The sequence below is a fragment of the Paenibacillus phocaeensis genome, assembly GCF_900021165.1.
Taxonomy (GTDB): Bacteria; Bacillota; Bacilli; order Paenibacillales; family Paenibacillaceae; genus Fontibacillus; species Fontibacillus phocaensis.
Map to the genome: position 1 here is coordinate 77,532 of NZ_FCOQ01000018.1, position 16,809 is coordinate 94,340.

Here is a 16,809-nt window from a genome sequence, read left to right on the forward strand (position 1 = left end):
AGGAGCAACGCATGAAAATCATGGGTCTGGACTACGGGGATCGTCGGATCGGAGTCGCTCTGAGCGACAGCTTGGGCTGGACCGCCCAAGGGCTTGAAACCATCGAGCGCCGAAGGGAAGGCAGCGAGTTCGAGCGCATCGCCGAGCTGGTGAAGCAGCACGAGGTGGAGGAGATCGTTGTAGGATTGCCGAAGAATATGAACGGCACGATTGGTCCCCGGGGAGAAATATGCATGGCGTTTGCCGAGGATTTGCGGAGCAGGCTGGATCTGCCCGTGCATCTCTGGGATGAACGGCTGACGACCGTGTCGGCGCAGCGAACGCTGCTGGAGGCGGATGTCAGCCGGAAGAAGCGCAAGGGTGTCGTCGACAAGATGGCCGCCAGCTTGATTTTGCAAAATTATTTGGACTCTAAGAGTATAAAGTGAGGGTGATCGCGTATGTCTAAAGATCGTATCGGAAATGAAGAAGAACCGGAAATTATTTATATCCCCGATGAAGAGGGCAATGAAGAAGAGTTCGAAGTGATTATGAAATTCGAAGTCGACGGTTCGGACGCCAAGTATATGATGGTCGTTCCTTTGGATTCCGATGGGAATGAAGATGAAGAGAGCGAAGAGGTATACGCGTTCCGTTACGAGGAAGACGGCGATGACCTGAAGCTGTACACGATCGAAAGCGACGAAGAATGGGAAATCGTCGAGGAGACGTTTAATACGCTCATCGACGAGTTTGATGGAGAAGATCGCAATGACTGATTTTACGGCAGACCAAGCGGTCATGACGTCGCGGGTTCGCGATGCTTTCGGCCCGATCGTGGAGCTGGAGGACGAGTCGGGCCATGCTTCCTACTACCAAGTCGTTCAAGAATTTGACGTCGCGGGTGCGTCCTATGCCGTGCTTAAGCCGGAGGATGCCTCCAAGGAGGAAGAACCGGAGATCTTCAAGATTCTGACAACCGGCGATGAGCTTGAGCTGGTCACGATCGATGACGATGAGGAATGGGAGAACGTATCCGAGCTTTATGACGAATTGACCTTTCCAGAGTAGCGGGAAGGCGTTGCAGGAGCACGATAGATCAGTCCGGGAAGAGCGGGATTTTACCGCTCTTTTTGGCTGTTAAGGGGGAAGCGGTTTGAGAAAGGCGCTGAAATGGCTGACCGTCCTGCTGCTGCTCGTGGTGATCGGAGCAGGAGCGGCCGGAATTTATGTATACACGGGCATGTTGCCTGTGGAAGCGAAGGAGCAGACGGCCAAGGTGACGATTGAACCGGGAACGGGGACATCGGGAATTGCACAGCTGCTGGAAAAACAGGGACTCATTAAAAATTCCTTCTTATTTGTCACGTATTTAAAATGGAAATCGGAAGGCAGCCGGTTCCAGGCCGGAGTTTATGAGATGCAGCCGGGCGTAACGTATGACGAAATCATCGCCAAGCTGAACCGCGGCGACGTGGTCAAGGCGGAGATGATCCGGTTTACGATTCCCGAGGGCTTTACGGTCAAGCAAATGGCTGACAAGTTGTCGGAAGAAGGCTTGGTCGACAAAGCCAAGTTTCTGCAGCTGGCGAAGGATGCTGCGGGTCTTGACAATGAACTGTTGTCGCAGCTCCCGGCGAACGAGCGGTTGACGTTCCGGCTGGAAGGATATTTGTTCCCGGAAACCTATGAGCTGAAAAAAGGCAGCAACGAGCAGGACATCATCTCCCGCATGCTGCAGGAAACCGGGGATCGGCTTGAGAAAATTCCGGATTTTGCACAAAAACTGCAGGCTCGCGGCCTAACTTTAGGCGAGCTGATGACGGTCGCTTCGCTGGTGGAGCGGGAAGTGGTGGTTGATGCCGAGCGGCCTATGGTCGCGGGCGTGATCTACAACCGGCTGAAGGACGGCATGAAGCTGGAAATCGACGCCACGGTGCAATATGTGCTGGATAAACCGAAGGAGCGTCTGCTTTATTCGGATTTACGAAGCGTGGACAGCCCCTATAATACGTATTTGTACGAAGGGCTGCCACCCGGACCGATTGCGGCGCCCAGTCTCAAATCGATTGAAGCGGCGCTGACGCCGGAGGCTTCGGAGTACCTCTTCTACGTGACCAAGAAGGATGGCAGCGGAGCGCACCTGTTCGCCAAGACCTATAAGGAGCATTTGAAGAATATCGAGACAAGCAAGGCCATGGCCAATCCATAAATCATGGGGAGGTTCAGGAACCTCTTAAAGGTGGGAGTAACAAGATGAGTAAAAAACCGGAACTGCTGGTCCCTGCCGGCTCGCTGGAAGAATTAAAGCGTTACTTCGCAGCGGGGGCCGACGCGGCCCTGATCGGCGAGGCTAAATACGGGATGCGTCTACCCGGTGACATGACGATACGAGACATTGCCGAAGCGGTTCAAGTCGCCCGTGAATACGGAGCCAAAATCTATGTAAGCCTGAACAACCTGATGACGAATGCCATGCTGGGGGACCTGCCTGATTACGTGAAGCAGGTGGCCGAATGCGGCGTAGATGCTGTCGAATTCGGCGATCCTTCCGTGCTTCAGACGGTGCGCCGGGTGGCGCCGCAGCTGATGCTGCATTGGAATGCCGAGATGACCTCCACTAACTATGCCACCGCCAATTATTGGGGGACGAAGGGCGCATCCCGCGTAGTGCTTGCGCGCGAGTTGAACATGGACGAGATCACGGCCATGCCTCCTTCGTTGAACATCGAGGCGGAGGTTCAGGTGCACGGGATGACCAATATCTATCACTCGAAGCGCCGTTTGGTGCAGAGTTATATGAGGCATCAAGGACGACCGGTTGATCCAAGCAGCGATCTGGGCCTAAGCCGCGGTCTGTTCCTGGTCGAGGCGGAGCGTCCGGACGAGAAGTTTCCGATTTTTGAAGATACCAACGGAACGCATATCATGAGCTCGGATGATATCTGTATTTTAGAAGACTTGCACCTGCTGATGGCTTCGGGCGTACACAGCTTCAAAATCGAGACGCTGCTGAAGCCGATCACATATAACGAGGTTGTGATTCGTTCCTATCGCCAGGCTATCGAAGCCTATTTCCGCGATCCGGAAGGGTATGAGCTTGACGAGGGTTGGATCGAAGCGATCCGGGAGGTACAGGACCCGGAGCGGGAGCTGACCTTCGGCTTCTTCTACAAAGAACAAGTCTATTGAGAAGAAGTCAAAAAGCCGGCTTTTTGACCTATATTTCAAATTTAAGTACCAAAAAACTTATAAACCAACAAAATGATGAGAGGTGAACGAAGATGCAAACTGCGGAGAAGCATATCCCGAAATATGCGGGAAAACGCAACCGGCTGGCAAAACCTGAGCTGCTTGCCCCGGCCGGCAATCTCGAGAAGCTGAAGTTCGCCGTTCATTACGGCGCTGACGCCGTATATATCGGGGGACAACACTACGGCCTTCGTTCCAATGCGGATAATTTCAGTTTTGAGGAAATGCGGGAAGGCGTGGAGTTTGCCAAGAAATACGGTGCAAAAGTGTTCGTCGCCACGAATATTTACGCCCACAATGAGGATTTGGAAGGCATCGAGGCATACTTGCGCAATCTGTACGACGCGGGGATCGCGGCCATCATCGTTGCTGATCCGGTGATCATAGGGACAGCGCAGCGGGTTGTTCCGGAGCTGGAGGTCCACCTCAGCACCCAACAGTCAACTGTCAACTGGCAGGCGGTTCAGTTCTGGAAAGACCAGGGATTGCCGCGGGTCGTGTTAGGCCGCGAGACCAGTCTGGAGGAAATCGAGGAAATCAAACGTCATGTCGACATTGAGATCGAGGCGTTTATCCATGGGGCGATGTGCTCTTCTTTTTCGGGGAGATGCGTCCTGTCCAATCATTTTACGGACCGCGATTCCAACCGGGGCGGCTGCTGTCAATCCTGCCGCTGGAAATATGACTTGTTCACGGATACGCGCGCGGAGGGAGAATGGATCTCTGAGGAAGAAGCTCGTGAGAGCCGGGTGCTGGAGAAGTTCCGCCTTGGCGTCACACAGCTGCCTTTGTTTGAGGAGGACGACAATGCGTTTACAATGGGATCGAAGGATTTGTGCATGATCGCGCATGTTCCCGATTTGATTGACGCCGGAGTAGACAGCTTCAAAATCGAAGGGCGCATGAAGTCGATCCATTATGTAGCGACGGTTGTGAACGTATATCGCCAAGCCATTGATGCGTATATGGCGGACCCGGAACATTATGTGCTGAAGCCGGAGTGGATCGATGAGATCAATAAGGCGGCAAACCGACCGCTGAATACAGGATTTTTCTATGACACGCCGGATCATGAAGATCATATTTATGAGCCGGAGGAGAAGGCGGCGCCATACGACTTCGCCGGATTGGTGATGGAGTACGACGAAAAGACCGGAATGGCCACAATTCAGCAGCGGAACCATTTCAAACCGGGTCAAGAGGTGGAATTTTTTGGACCGGGAGGAACGTTCTTTAAGCAGAAGGTTGGAACGATTTACGATGAATCCGGCAATGAATTGGATGCAGCCCGTCACCCGCTGCAACGGATCAAAATGAAGGTAGACCGGCCGGTCTCCTATTTCGATATGATGCGCAAAAAGAAGTGAATGCGAAAAATCAATATGCTTTGGGGCCTGTTCGTTTATAGGACGAAAGGCCCTTTTTTGTGACTTTTGTCAAGATTATTTAAAATCCGACCCAATTCCAACCGATATTATAGAGGAGAACGTCAGGTATTGTCGAATATTTCGAATAGCTGACGAGTGATGGGAACAACCAACAGCGTTATGCATGACCCTGAGACTAAGGGACTGGGTCTGCAACTATTATGAGTGGCGGGTGATCAACATGAGTCTGGTTCCGAAGAACGAGGACCAAGAAACTACCAACAAGAAGAAGGAAAAGAAGCAAAAGGGAGAACGGACAAAATCAAAAGCGGGTAAGCCGGCGGGAAAAACACCGCTAGATTTCAAGGCTTTGTTGGGTTCGCTGCGGGACAAGCTTCCGAAACAAATCAACCCCTCGAAATCAGTAGGCATTCGGTTGTTCTTGATTTTCTTTGTGGCAATCATGTTCTTCGTACTGGCGATCGGGATTATGTCCTCCCAGATGGCGAAGGCAACCATTCAGGACAATGCAGAACAAGCCAACCTGCAGACGATTGTTCAAACCTCGCAAAAGCTGGATATCGTCATGCAAAAGTATGAGGAAAATCTGCAGCAGATGTTCCTGGACGACGAGATGCAAAATGCAATTATGGACGCTTCCTTGTCGAACATCTCGGACTATGACAAGTTTACCGCGACCAACAAAATGAGAACGCGTTTGAATACGCTGACATTCTCTACGAAAGGCGTCTCTGCGGTATACATGCTGTCGGCGGACAAAATCGTGGATGATGTGACTTCGGGCAGCGCGGATGTCCTTTTTTTGAGTACCGTTCGCGACGAGGCTTGGTTTAAGGATCTGGCTGCAACGACCAAGACGATTTGGCTGCAAGTTCCGTCGGAAGGGAAGAGCACGGAAGTCTTTCGTTTGGCTCGTTCGGTACAGAGCGTAAACAGCATGAAACGTTTCGTCCTGATTGCCGATATCAATTTGGACATCTTAAACGGGTATCTGAGAGAAGTGAACTTGGGGAACAACTCCAAGCTGCAAATGCTGACTCAAGATAACGTCGTAGTAGGCTCTTCTATTGACGGCGATCAAGGGAAGCCGAGCGAATTTGATCTAGGGCAAAGCAAAGAGGCTTCCGGAAGCTTGCGAACCAAGGATGCAGACGGCAGCTCCGTCCTCGCCTCTTACAACACCCAGGCATCCGGATGGAAATTGATCGGAACTGTAGATGCAGCGGAACTCACGAAGAGTGCAGACCGGATTCTGATGTTTACGATATTCTCTTTGGTGGTTGTAGCAATTATCGCGATTCTGATCGGCGTTTGGATGGTTCGGATGATCGCTCATCCGCTTGGCAAGCTTAGAAACTTGATGGAGGAAGGCTCTAAGGGGAATCTGAACGTTCGAATGAACACGAAAGCGCAGGATGAGATCGGCCAGTTGACAGTGAGCTTTAACGTGATGATGGAGAATATCACCGCTCTCGTGAAGCAAACCAACAACTCCGCACAGGATGTATTGGATACGGCTACGGAGCTGTCCCAAGCCTCGAACAAAACCGCGTTGTCGGCCAAAGAAATTGCGGTGGCTACCGAAGAAATCGCCAACGGGGCAACCAGCCTGGCGAACGAAGCGGAACGCGGCAACGAGCTGACCGAGAATATTTCCCGTCAGATGGAACGCGTCATCCAAACCAACAAAGAGATGGAGACTTCGGCCCGTCAGGTAGAGAAGTCGAGTCAGCAAGGGACCGAGTATTTGAACGGCTTGATGGAGAAAACCAATGTAACGGTCGAGATGATCAACGCCTTGACCGCCAAGGTCGACTCCCTCAAAGCAAGTACAGGTTCGGTCTTGAAAGTGCTTGATGTGATGCAGAACATTACGCAGCAAACGAATATTCTGTCGCTGAACGCAACAATCGAAGCGGCTCGTGCAGGGGCGGCCGGCCGAGGGTTCATGGTTGTTGCCGACGAAATTCGCCAATTAGCGGATCAATCGCGTCAATCGATCACAATGGTTGGCGAAATTACCGATACGATTCAGAAAGAGATGAATGAGACGGTCAAGACTCTGTCCGAAGCGAGCCCGATCTTCCAAGAGCAAATCGCCTCGGTACAGGAGACGAACCAAATCTTCGTATCCGTACAGCAGCAAATGGAAGGGTTCGTGCGGCATCTTGATTCCGTGACGGCTTCCATCGACCAGTTGAACGAGTCGCAATCGGTCCTGTCCGAAGCGATGAGCAACGTCAGTGCGGTTGCACAGCAATCGTCCGCTACGTCCGAAGAGGTTGCATCGCTCTCGAGCGAACAGCAAACGGTTGGCGATCAACTGGTACAACTGTCGAACAAATTGGAGAACGTGTCCACCGGCTTGAAGGAGTCGTTGTCGAAGTTCACCGTATAGAGAGAAAGTTAAGCGCCTGAACCGATTTTCCGAGGGTTCCGGAAATCGGGGATCAAAACCCGGCCAATCTGCAATTGCAGGTTTGGCCGGGTTTTGTTTTTGGCAGCGGAGTCGCCGCCATTGCGAACGAGATGCCCGCCGCGAGTGTCGAATACGCCCGAACGCCTGGCGCGTATTGCACCTCAACCCGAAGCGGGCAGGCCAGGGTTTACCTCGACTTTTCCCAGGAAATAATGAGAGCAGAATGGAGGGCGAACGATGTCGTTATTGCGCAAAAAACGAATCTTTTATCTGCTGTTGTCCTTCGCGGTTGTGATCGCGTTATTTGCGCTGCGCATCGCCTGGATTCAGACGACCTCGGCGTTTAAGGCAGTAACCGTCGGCGGCAAGACGGTCAACGAGCTGGCTGTCCGGCAGCGTGAGGAGAGCATCGAATTGGATCCGGGGCGGGGACATCTTTTTGATCGAAACGGAACGATGTTAACAGGGAAAATGGCGTGGACGCCGATTTTATTTCCGGTTCGTCATTTGCCCGAAGATTCCCGGCTTGCCAATTTGGCAGCGGCGCTGGGCACAACGGTCCCTGAACTTCGAAGCAAGTGGGGAGAGCTGGAACGGCCCTATATTTGGCCAAAAGCCGGCGGCGAACCGGGCGAGCCGCTTCGGATCGACGAAGTCGCGGCTCGTACATTCCCGCGGTTGGAGGGGGTCGAGGTATTGCCGTATATGACGCGTTATGGTCCCGGGGAGCGGGGCAACCAGTGGTTAGGATTTGTGACGCAGCGACCGGATGTCATCCGTAAGCTGCGGGAAGATCCGCATCAACCCAACTTGGCGATGACCTTGCAGGTCGGGGCGTCAGGTTTGGAAAAAACGCTGGACGCATGGCTGCGCGGGCTTGGCGGGGTCAGAGCCGCCTATACGGTCGATGGCCGCAAAGACCCGCTCGCCGGGATTGGCACCAGGGTGAATGCAGCCTCCAGCCGATATTATCCGTTGCAAGTCCTAACGACGGTGGATGATTCCCTGCAGCAGAAGATTGAGCGGTTGGCGGCGGATATGGGCGTGACGGAGGGAGCGGTGGTCGTGTTGGATGCGAAGACAGCGGATATCGCTGCGATGGTGTCGGTGCCCTTTTATGATCCGCACGAGGTTAATCCGGCGGCGGAGAACTGGAGCAACAAAGCCGTGAAGGCAGCAGTCCCCGGCTCGATCTTCAAGACGGTGATAGCAGCTGCCGCCCTGGAAGAGCGTGTATCAGTCCCTGGCGAAGTGTTTCATTGCAGCGGTCATTACGGAAAATACGGTTTGTCCTGCTGGAAGGACGGCGGGCATGGAAACCTTACGCTGGAGGAGGGATTCGCCAAGTCTTGCAATGTGGTCTTCGCCACATTGGGAGAACGGTTGAGTGCGGAAGCGATCGATCGGACAGCGGCCAAGTTGGGTTTGGGTCGTGTCGTCGGTTGGCGGGATCCCGCCTTCCTCGGAGGCAGCTTGCTGCGGCCGCTGGATCAAGAGGAGGCGGGGACGGTGTTTAGCAACCTGGCGGGGGCGGACGGCGGGGTGCGGGCCCAAACGGCGATCGGCCAGCGGGATGTGCGGGTCTCCCCGCTGCAAGCGGCAAATCTGGTCGTCACCCTGCTCCACGGCGGACAGGTCACTGCGCCGCGCTTGGTCAGCGAGATCCGTTATAAAGACGGTTCACTGTTGACGGATTTGCCGACCCAATCCTCGCCTTCCCCCAGCGGACAAATTACGCCGCAGACGGCGCAGCGGCTGCTCTCCTGGATGAGGCTGGTCGTCACGGACGGCACCGGGCGTACCTTGCAGCAGGCGAAGTGGCCACTGGCAGGGAAATCCGGGACGGCGGAAGTCCTGAAGAACAATCATCAACGCAATAACCAATGGTTTATCGGCTATGGGCCGGTGGATCAACCGAAATATGCCGTGGCTGTTCTTGTGCAGAATCGGCCCGAAGGTTCCAAGCACCTTGCGGCGGAGTTGTTCCGGCGAACCATGGATTTATTAGCCTCCCCAAGCTAACCGTCTTTTCCTGAGCTTTCCCCAAAAAAATGCGCCTAAACTGCGGATGTCTGTGATAAAATAGTGTAGATGCTATGCTTTTCACGGAGCATGCCAAAGTCATTGATCATAGAAAAGTGGGGAAAGCATATGGAGACTTTGCTGCTATGGTTATTTTATATCTCAACGCTGTACGCTTTTATCCCCGGATTGATCACTCGGATCTTCGGGTTTCGCGTATTTAAGCACGGGATCAGCGAGAAGGAGTTTGCGCTCACGTTCGACGATGGTCCTGATCCGAAATATACTCCGCAATTGCTGGATTTGCTCAAGCGTCATGGAGCGAAGGCAACCTTTTTCCTGGTTGGCTCGAATGCGGAGAAATATCCCGAGTTGATTAAACGGATTCACGAGGAAGGCCATCTGATCGGCACGCATAATTATGTGCACAAGACCAATTGGCTGATGGGACCGGCCGCCGTCAAGAAACAGATTCAGAAGACGAATAAGATCATCTACGACGTGACCGGTATTCACTCCCATTATTACCGTCCGCCGTGGGGCATTGTCAATTTGTTTGACTTTGCGAACCGCGGCAACACGCAGATCGTCTTGTGGTCGGCCATGTTCGGCGATTGGCGGGTTAAGGTTGGCGCCGATCGATTGACGAAGCGCATGATGAAGAAGCTGCGGGGCGGAGAGGTGTTCCTGTTGCATGACTGCGGAGCCACTTTAGGCGCCAATGCCGGAGCTCCGTCGGAAATGCTTACCGCGCTCGAGCGTGTGCTGACGGAGGCGGATCGCCGCGGGATGCGCAGCGTCCGCATTGATGAATTGATCGAGGTGACGGAGGAGGCCAAGCTTGGACGCAGGCAAGCCGGCACCCCCGCACCGAAGGGAAGAGCCCCGGTGAAGGTTTCCTGGCTGAAGCGAAGTATCGTAGCCTTATGGCTGCTCTGGGAGAAGATCTTCCACGTCGTATTCCAGTTGAAAACGCCGAATCCCGAGGATCCGATCTTCCACTTCCGTATCCGGCCTTATCACGGGAAGCCGGTAGCAATGAACGATGGGAAGGTCCTGCAGGCTGGGGATCAGGTGATGGAGCTCCATTTTGACAACAAGAAATTGTACGAAATCGGGACCCGCTCCAGAACAACCGTGCAACTGGCGATTCAAATGATTCGCGGAGTGGAGAAAACGTTGCCCTTATTAGCTAAGTATGTAACGGATCATCCCGAGTTAAGCGAGGTAAAGGCGTTGTATGGCGTTAGTATGATTAACCGGGGGCCGGAGCAATTTGGATTCATCATTACGGATTTGCCGCGAGGCTGGTTTGCCAGCTCGACCAAAATTTATTTGAAATTATTGATGAGTGTTATCCATCCTGCCGGAACGTCGAGATTAAAGGAACAATCTCAAGAGCTGGTGCCGAAAATGATTGTGATGCCGATGGATGTGCTGCTGGAACGGTTCGCCGATCACGGCTCGCATCGCAGCAGCCATGCCGTGGAAGAGAAGCCGGTCGTCGTCGAAGAGGAGTCTTTGCTTAGCGTCACATTGCCTACTCGTTAATTGGATCGCTCATTCTTCTGGAAGAAGAAAGGCCGTACCCGAATCATCAGATTCGGATACGGCCTTATTTATTTTAGATTAAATTTTCATTACGCCGCCGGAGCTGGCGTTCGTAACCAGCTTGGAGTAACGGGCTAGATAACCGGTTTTGACTTTCGGTTCGAAGCCTTTCCAATTCGCTTTGCGGCGCGCAAGCTCTTCATCGCTGACGTGCAGCTCGATCTTGCGGTTATTCAGATCCAGCTCGATGATGTCGCCGTCTTCGACGAAAGCGATCGGTCCGCCTTCGGCTGCCTCCGGAGAGATGTGGCCGATGCTGATCCCGCGGGAAGCCCCAGAGAAACGTCCGTCGGTGATCAGGCCAACCTTGGCGCCGAGCCCCATCCCCACGATCTGCGAGGTCGGAGCCAGCATTTCGGGCATGCCTGGTCCGCCTTTTGGCCCTTCATAACGAATGACAACGACGCAACCTTCTTTCACTTTGCCGCCTGCGATTCCTTCGAGCGCTTCCTCTTGCGAGTCGAAGCAGATGGCCGGACCTTTGTGGTACCCGCCAACCGAAGGGTCTACGGCTCCCACTTTGATAACCGAGCCTTCCGGCGCCAGGTTGCCGTACAGGATAGCGAGCCCGCCTTTTTCCGAATGCGGCTTGTCGATCGGATGAATGACGTTGTGATCGAGAATTTCGCAGCCGGCGACGTTCTCAGCCAGCGTCTTGCCCGTTACGGTCATTTGTTCGCCGAAAATAGCACCCGGCTTCTTCAGCAGCTCATTGATGACGGCGCTGACGCCGCCGGCCCGGTGCACGTCTTCAATGAAGATATCGGAAGCCGGGGCCAGCTTGGCGATATGAGGCACGCGGTTGGCCACTTCATTGATGCGTTCCAGTGGGTAATCGATCCCTGCTTCCTGGGCCAAGGCCAGCGTATGAAGCACGGTATTGGTGGAACCGCCCATCGCCATATCCAGCGCAAAAGCGTTATCGATCGATTCCTTGGTGACGATGTCGCGTGGTTTCAGATCAAGCTTGATCAGTTCCATCAACTGCCGCGCGGACTGCCGCACGAAGTCGCGGCGTTCCTCAGCCACCGCCAGGATCGTGCCGTTCCCCGGCATCGCAAGGCCAAGCGCTTCGGCGAGGCAGTTCATCGAGTTGGCAGTGAACATCCCGGAACAGGAGCCGCAGGTCGGGCAACCGTATTGTTCAAGCTCGAGCAGGTCGCTGTCGCTGATTTGCCCGGCTTGATGCGCACCAACGCCTTCAAAGACAGAGGTCAGGGACAATTTGCGCCCTTTGCTGTCCACGCCGGCTTTCATTGGGCCGCCGCTGACGAAGACGGTTGGGATGTTGACGCGAAGCGCGCCCATCATCATGCCCGGGGTGATTTTATCACAGTTTGGAATACATACCATGCCGTCAAACCAGTGTGCAGACACGACGGTCTCGAGCGAATCCGCAATGATCTCGCGGCTTGGCAGGGAATAGCGCATCCCGATATGTCCCATCGCAATGCCGTCATCCACGCCGATGGTGTTAAACTCGAACGGGACGCCGCCGGCTTCGCGAATTGCTTCCTTGACGATTTTGCCGAACTCCTGCAAATGCACGTGTCCAGGCACGATATCAATATAAGAGTTGCAGACCGCGATAAACGGTTTGCCGAAATCTTCTTCCTTCACGCCGGCAGCACGCAGCAAGCTGCGGTGCGGAGCACGGTCGAAGCCTTTTTTGATCATATCAGAACGCATCTTCTTGGCTGGCATGATCTCCGATCCCCCCCATGATTTCATATAGTTTTGGAGCTTTACAACGCTAAAGGTTTTCTCTAAAGTCTATCACAACTAGTTATGATTTTCTACCGTCGATCGCAGGAAATCGCATCAGGACAGGTGCTGCAACGGCCTATGAAACACAAGAAATCTCCGGGAATTCCCGGAGATTCGCAAGGTCTAGGCATTAAATCCTGGTTTACTGCGGGCACCCCCGCCTTTGCGGCCGATCTCCCGATAGAACCCTCGATCATGCTTCTGGGAGGTCGCTTCGCCGCCTTTCTGGCCGATTTCCTGATAAAATTCGCGGTTATGGGTTTTCGAAGTCGCTTCGCCGCCTTTTTGTCCGATTTCCTGGTAAAAGGCTTTGCCGTGATTTTTGGCTGTGGCCAGTCCTCCCAAACGGCCCGCTTCTTCCCGGGTCATTTTGCTGTGGCTTCGTGCCATCGAATCCCTCCTTGATCTTATTTTGGAGTTCGTATGTTTTATTTACCACGGATTTCCATGATGAAACGAGTTTAGTGAAAAAAATTCAAAATATCCAATATTAAGGTACCTTACCCGCAATGTGAACCCGATGAAATGGACTTGAGCAACCGCGGCGATAGCCCGAAAATGATATAATAGGGCTATGATTTATAGGAAGGGGAACAACTATGGCAACGATTGAAGCACATGGGCATCAAGCGGCTTGCCGCGCCATTCTGTTCGACAAGGACGGGACACTGCTGAACTTCATGAGCCTGTGGGGCAGTTGGGCGGCGGCTATAACCGGTTTAATGGAGCGAAAATTGGCTGAACTAGGGTCTCCTGGAACCTTGAACAAAACCGTGCTGCTTGGGCTTCACACCGATGAGGAGAACCGCGTGATCGGATATGACAAAACCGGGCCGGTTGCGATAGGGTCGGAAGAGGAGATCGTTGCCCTGCTGGCTTCGACTTTGTATGCGGCAGGGCTCCCTTGGAACGAAGCGGTGACGATGGTGCGGGAATTAAATGCGACGGCCATGGCGGAGCTCAAGCGGAAGGGGCAAGCCGTTCCCTTGGCGGGGCTGCGCGACTTCCTGCAGAGCTGCCGGGATGCGGGGCTGAAGCTGGCGGTCGTCACCTCGGACTCGACATCGGAGACGCTGGAGCATTTGGAATGGATGGGCATTCGAGATGCGTTCAGCAGCGTGGTCGGGCGGGACCGTGTGCTGCGGGGGAAACCGGGACCCGATATGGCGCTGTTAGCCTGCCGCGAGCTTGACGTCTCCCCTGGCGAAGTCGTAGTCATTGGCGACAGCAACGCCGATATGCAGATGGGGAAGCGTGCGGGAGTCGTGATGACGATCGGAATTGCGGAGGGGTACGGTGAAGACGAGCAGGCCGCGAGTTATTTGCGGGACGCGGACGTCATCATCGCCGGATACGGCGAGTTGACGATCCATCATGAGGAGGTTCGATCCGGATGACCAGGGAGATCGACACTTTGGCGGCTTGGGTTCAGGAGAGCCGTAATATCGTATTTTTCGGTGGAGCCGGGGTATCGACCGAGAGCGGAATCCCCGACTTCCGATCGGCGGCGGGCATCTATCAGATGGAGAAGGCGTCGCCCTACGCCCCGGAGGAGATCTTGAGCCGACGGTTTTTTGAGCGGCACCCGGAGGTGTTTTTCGATTTCTATAAGACGAAAATGATCCACCCGGAAGCGCAGCCGAACGCGGCGCACCGCTTCCTCGCCGAACTGGAGCGGGGAGGACGCTTAAGCGCCGTGGTTACACAAAACATCGACGGGCTCCATCAACAGGCGGGAAGCCGCCGCGTGCTGGAGCTGCACGGATCGGTGCACCGCAACACCTGCATGGACTGCGGCCGCACCTTTACGCTGGAAGACGTCATGAGCAGCGAAGACATCGTGCCGCGTTGTACCTGCGGCGGAATCGTCAAGCCGGACGTGGTGCTGTACGGGGAGAGCCTGGATGAGCAGGTGATCCAGGACACGGTTAATGCAATCGCGGGCGCCGATCTGCTGCTGATCGGCGGCACCTCGCTGACCGTGCAGCCTGCGGCGCATCTGATCACCTATTTCCGCGGCGAACGGACGGTGCTGCTCAACGCTTCATCAACGGCGTATGATCATCGCGCCGACTTGCTGATCACCGAGCCGATCGGCTCGGTATTGGGGGCCGTCTCCGGGATGCTTGGCTTGGCGGAGTGAGGCGAAGCTCACTCCCCGGCGGGATTCCGGGTGACCGCCTTGCGGTATTCGCTCGGCGATTCGTGATGGAAGCGGCGGAATTGCCGTGAGAAATACAGCGGATCGGTGAGCCCTACGGAAGCGGCGATCTGTTCGATCGACAGTTCGGGACGTTCGCGCAGCAGCTGGCGGGACTTATCGATCCTCAGCTTCAGCAGGTAGGTGACCGGGGCGAAGCCGGTTTCTTTCTTGAAAATCCGTGAAAGATAAGCCCGGTTATATCCCAAGGAGGCACACATCTGCTCAATCGAAATCGGGTGGGCATATTGGCTGGCCATAAAATGAATCATCTGCTTAACGATCCGCTGAACGCCGGATTCGCCTGACGGCAGCGCCGAGGCCAAGCCAAGCGCTTCCTGCGCTTCGGCCATGATTTGATACAACAGCCCCAGCGATGACAGGTGGGAGCTGTTTTTTTTGCTTTGAAACGTCTGCAGCACGCCGTGCAGCAGGCCCGGGATTCGGCTGTTCCCGTCGTAGCGGAACACCGGCTGCTCCGGGGTGAAGCCGGCCCGGTGGACAAGCTCCGCCGCCTTCGTACCGGTAAAAGCGATCCAGCGGTACCGCCAAGGCTCGGCAATGTCGGATGCATAGCTGACGAGTTGCTCGGGGAGGATCAGGAAACCGTCCCCTTTACTCAGTTCATAAGAAGCGGATTCCGTGCGAAAAGAGCCCTTGCCTTGTTCCACAAAGTGAAGAAGAAAATAATCATAGACTTTCGGACCCAAGCGGTGATCGGGCAGGGTCTGGCTTTCGCCGGCGAAGAGAACATGCAGTTCTTCCGCCTCGAATAAATCCGGGTTGGCGGCGGCACGATACGTTTCTTGCTTCATGGGTCTTGTCTCCTTTATGGCAGGGACGCGGAAGCCCTGAAAGATACCTGTTCACATTTTACTCCGAAAAGTCACATTTATCTATATAGTTCTCGCAAAGTTGCATTATCAAAGCATTGCGATTTCATTATACTGGGTACAAGAATCAAAGATTCCTTGACGATGGGGTGGACGTTCATGAAGAAGCAGGAAATGGAACAATTGTTTATATCCAAATACGGGGAAAGCTCCGAACCGCTGAGCGTGTTCAACGCGCCAGGACGCGTCAACTTGATCGGCGAACATATCGACTATAACGGAGGGTATGTGTTCCCGGCCGCGTTGGAATTCGGGACGACGCTCGCGATTCGCAAGAGAGCCGACGGCAAAGTCTCCTTCGCTTCCAACAATCTTCCCTTTACGGCGGAGCTGGCCTTGGAAGAGCTTGGGACCCGCAAAACCGGTGAATGGATCGATTACCCGATCGGCGTCTACGTCGAACTGAAGAAGCTGGGCATCGAGCTTACGAGCGGATACGATCTTCTGTTCCATGGTGAAATTCCGAACGGATCGGGGTTATCCTCCTCGGCTTCGATCGAAGTGGTGACGGCTTTCGCCTTCCTGAGCATGGAGGGGAAAGAGACCAATAAGGTGGAAATCGCCCGGTTGTCCCAACGGGCGGAAAATCAATATGTCGGCGTCAACAGCGGCATCATGGACCAGTTTGCCGTAGCAAACGGAGCGAAGGATCATGCGATCCTGCTGATGTGCGACACCTTGGAATATCAGCTGGTGCCGTTTCGGACGGGGGCGTATAAGCTGGTGATCAGCAACACGAAGAAACGCAGAGGTCTGGTGGATTCCAAATATAACGAACGGCGCTCGGAATGCGATGAGGCGTTGGCGATTTTGCAAAAACGCGAACCGGGCCTGGAGTTCCTGGCTCATCTGAAGCCGGAGCAGTTGGAGCAATGGCAGGGTGATTTTACGAACGAAGTGCTGTTTAAACGGGCCAAACACGTTGTGGAAGAGAATGCGCGCGTACTCAAGTCGGTGGAGGCGCTGAACGCAAACGACCTGAAGGCTTTCGGCGAACTGATGAACGCTTCGCATGACTCGCTGCGCGATTTGTATGAAGTGAGCTGCTTGGAACTGGACGTGATGGTCGAAGAAGCGCGGAAGATCGAGGGCACGCTGGGCGCCCGGATGACCGGGGCCGGATTTGGCGGTTGTACGGTCTCCTTGGTACATGAGGATTCCGTGGAGCGTTTCGTAGCCGAGGTAGGCCGGGCTTACCAAGAGCAGACGGGGCTGGAAGGCGAGTTCTACGTCTGCGGCGTCGGCGACGGCGTGCATGAAATGAAAGGGGAGAATTAA

The 16,809-nt window shown here is 54.4% G+C and carries 15 protein-coding genes; 12 read left to right on the top strand and 3 right to left on the bottom strand.

The features are described 5' to 3' along the window. The first annotated feature begins 11 nt into the window (after window positions 1–11). The 9 genes from ruvX to BN3795_RS10635 all read left to right on the top strand — a co-directional run bounded on the left by ruvX (window position 12) and on the right by BN3795_RS10635 (window position 10,611). Entirely contained in the window at window positions 12–428 is a 417-nt protein-coding gene (ruvX, locus tag BN3795_RS10595) for a Holliday junction resolvase RuvX (protein ID WP_068784654.1), read from the top strand. Window positions 429–440: 12 nt separating this feature from the next. Further along, window positions 441–758, top strand: coding sequence for a DUF1292 domain-containing protein (locus BN3795_RS10600; RefSeq protein ID WP_068784655.1), 318 nt, complete (start codon window positions 441–443; stop codon window positions 756–758). Beyond that, complete coding sequence (locus tag BN3795_RS10605) at window positions 751–1,050, top strand: DUF1292 domain-containing protein (RefSeq protein ID WP_068784656.1); 300 nt, start codon at window positions 751–753, stop codon at window positions 1,048–1,050. The genes BN3795_RS10600 and BN3795_RS10605 overlap by 8 nt, the downstream gene beginning before the upstream one ends. A gap of 85 nt (window positions 1,051–1,135) precedes the next feature. Continuing rightward, the gene (gene mltG / locus BN3795_RS10610) at window positions 1,136–2,191 is read left to right on the top strand and encodes an endolytic transglycosylase MltG (protein ID WP_068784657.1); all 1,056 of its coding nucleotides are present in this window, start codon (window positions 1,136–1,138) and stop codon (window positions 2,189–2,191) included. A gap of 44 nt (window positions 2,192–2,235) precedes the next feature. After that, a complete protein-coding gene (locus tag BN3795_RS10615) occupies window positions 2,236–3,171 on the top strand; it encodes a peptidase U32 family protein (RefSeq protein ID WP_068784658.1) in 936 nt (311 codons plus the stop codon). 92 nt (window positions 3,172–3,263) lie between these two features. Beyond that, a complete protein-coding gene (locus tag BN3795_RS10620; RefSeq protein WP_068784659.1) occupies window positions 3,264–4,598 on the top strand; it encodes a peptidase U32 family protein in 1,335 nt (444 codons plus the stop codon). A 241-nt stretch (window positions 4,599–4,839) separates the two neighbouring features. Then, window positions 4,840–7,017 carry a methyl-accepting chemotaxis protein gene (locus BN3795_RS10625; RefSeq protein WP_068784660.1) on the top strand — a complete coding sequence of 726 codons (2,178 nt, stop codon included), beginning with the start codon at window positions 4,840–4,842 and terminating at the stop codon, window positions 7,015–7,017. A gap of 258 nt (window positions 7,018–7,275) precedes the next feature. After that, on the top strand, window positions 7,276–9,060 hold the full coding sequence (locus BN3795_RS10630) for a peptidoglycan D,D-transpeptidase FtsI family protein (RefSeq protein ID WP_068784661.1): 1,785 nt from the start codon (window positions 7,276–7,278) through the stop codon (window positions 9,058–9,060). Between the two features lie 129 nt (window positions 9,061–9,189). Further along, window positions 9,190–10,611, top strand: a complete 1,422-nt coding sequence (locus tag BN3795_RS10635) for a polysaccharide deacetylase family protein (protein ID WP_068784662.1) — start codon at window positions 9,190–9,192, stop codon at window positions 10,609–10,611. A 78-nt stretch (window positions 10,612–10,689) separates the two neighbouring features. On the opposite strand, the gene ilvD is transcribed toward BN3795_RS10635, so the two are convergent. Together ilvD and BN3795_RS10645 are read right to left on the bottom strand one after the other, a co-directional pair. Next, a complete protein-coding gene (gene ilvD / locus BN3795_RS10640) occupies window positions 10,690–12,375 on the bottom strand; it encodes a dihydroxy-acid dehydratase (protein ID WP_068784663.1) in 1,686 nt (561 codons plus the stop codon). Window positions 12,376–12,561: 186 nt separating this feature from the next. Then, window positions 12,562–12,828, bottom strand: coding sequence for a KGG domain-containing protein (locus BN3795_RS10645; protein ID WP_068784664.1), 267 nt, complete (start codon window positions 12,826–12,828; stop codon window positions 12,562–12,564). A gap of 209 nt (window positions 12,829–13,037) precedes the next feature. Here BN3795_RS10645 and BN3795_RS10650 point away from each other — a divergent pair, with 209 nt between their 5' ends. Both BN3795_RS10650 and BN3795_RS10655 read left to right on the top strand, forming a co-directional pair. Beyond that, entirely contained in the window at window positions 13,038–13,835 is a 798-nt protein-coding gene (locus tag BN3795_RS10650; RefSeq protein ID WP_068784665.1) for an HAD family hydrolase, read from the top strand. Then, complete coding sequence (locus BN3795_RS10655) at window positions 13,832–14,581, top strand: NAD-dependent protein deacylase (protein WP_068784666.1); 750 nt, start codon at window positions 13,832–13,834, stop codon at window positions 14,579–14,581. The genes BN3795_RS10650 and BN3795_RS10655 overlap by 4 nt, the downstream gene beginning before the upstream one ends. 8 nt (window positions 14,582–14,589) lie before the next feature. On the opposite strand, the gene BN3795_RS10660 is transcribed toward BN3795_RS10655, so the two are convergent. After that, window positions 14,590–15,453 carry an AraC family transcriptional regulator gene (locus tag BN3795_RS10660; RefSeq protein WP_068784667.1) on the bottom strand — a complete coding sequence of 288 codons (864 nt, stop codon included), beginning with the start codon at window positions 15,451–15,453 and terminating at the stop codon, window positions 14,590–14,592. Between the two features lie 177 nt (window positions 15,454–15,630). Here BN3795_RS10660 and BN3795_RS10665 point away from each other — a divergent pair, with 177 nt between their 5' ends. Beyond that, window positions 15,631–16,809: a galactokinase gene (locus tag BN3795_RS10665; RefSeq protein ID WP_068784668.1), complete on the top strand. Its 1,179-nt coding sequence runs from the start codon at window positions 15,631–15,633 to the stop codon at window positions 16,807–16,809.

Bases quoted from the DNA above. Each gene is read 5' to 3' on its own strand.
- BN3795_RS10650 (WP_068784665.1), top strand. From the start codon at position 13,038: ATGGCAACGATTGAAGCACATGGGCATCAAGCGGCTTGCCGCGCCATT.
- ilvD (WP_068784663.1), bottom strand. From the start codon at position 12,375: ATGCCAGCCAAGAAGATGCGTTCTGATATGATCAAAAAAGGCTTCGAC.
- BN3795_RS10600 (WP_068784655.1), top strand. From the start codon at position 441: ATGTCTAAAGATCGTATCGGAAATGAAGAAGAACCGGAAATTATTTAT.
- BN3795_RS10630 (WP_068784661.1), top strand. From the start codon at position 7,276: ATGTCGTTATTGCGCAAAAAACGAATCTTTTATCTGCTGTTGTCCTTC.
- BN3795_RS10645 (WP_068784664.1), bottom strand. From the start codon at position 12,828: ATGGCACGAAGCCACAGCAAAATGACCCGGGAAGAAGCGGGCCGTTTG.
- BN3795_RS10655 (WP_068784666.1), top strand. From the start codon at position 13,832: ATGACCAGGGAGATCGACACTTTGGCGGCTTGGGTTCAGGAGAGCCGT.
- BN3795_RS10635 (WP_068784662.1), top strand. From the start codon at position 9,190: ATGGAGACTTTGCTGCTATGGTTATTTTATATCTCAACGCTGTACGCT.
- ruvX (WP_068784654.1), top strand. From the start codon at position 12: ATGAAAATCATGGGTCTGGACTACGGGGATCGTCGGATCGGAGTCGCT.
- BN3795_RS10665 (WP_068784668.1), top strand. From the start codon at position 15,631: ATGAAGAAGCAGGAAATGGAACAATTGTTTATATCCAAATACGGGGAA.
- BN3795_RS10605 (WP_068784656.1), top strand. From the start codon at position 751: ATGACTGATTTTACGGCAGACCAAGCGGTCATGACGTCGCGGGTTCGC.
- BN3795_RS10615 (WP_068784658.1), top strand. From the start codon at position 2,236: ATGAGTAAAAAACCGGAACTGCTGGTCCCTGCCGGCTCGCTGGAAGAA.
- BN3795_RS10660 (WP_068784667.1), bottom strand. From the start codon at position 15,453: ATGAAGCAAGAAACGTATCGTGCCGCCGCCAACCCGGATTTATTCGAG.
- BN3795_RS10620 (WP_068784659.1), top strand. From the start codon at position 3,264: ATGCAAACTGCGGAGAAGCATATCCCGAAATATGCGGGAAAACGCAAC.
- BN3795_RS10625 (WP_068784660.1), top strand. From the start codon at position 4,840: ATGAGTCTGGTTCCGAAGAACGAGGACCAAGAAACTACCAACAAGAAG.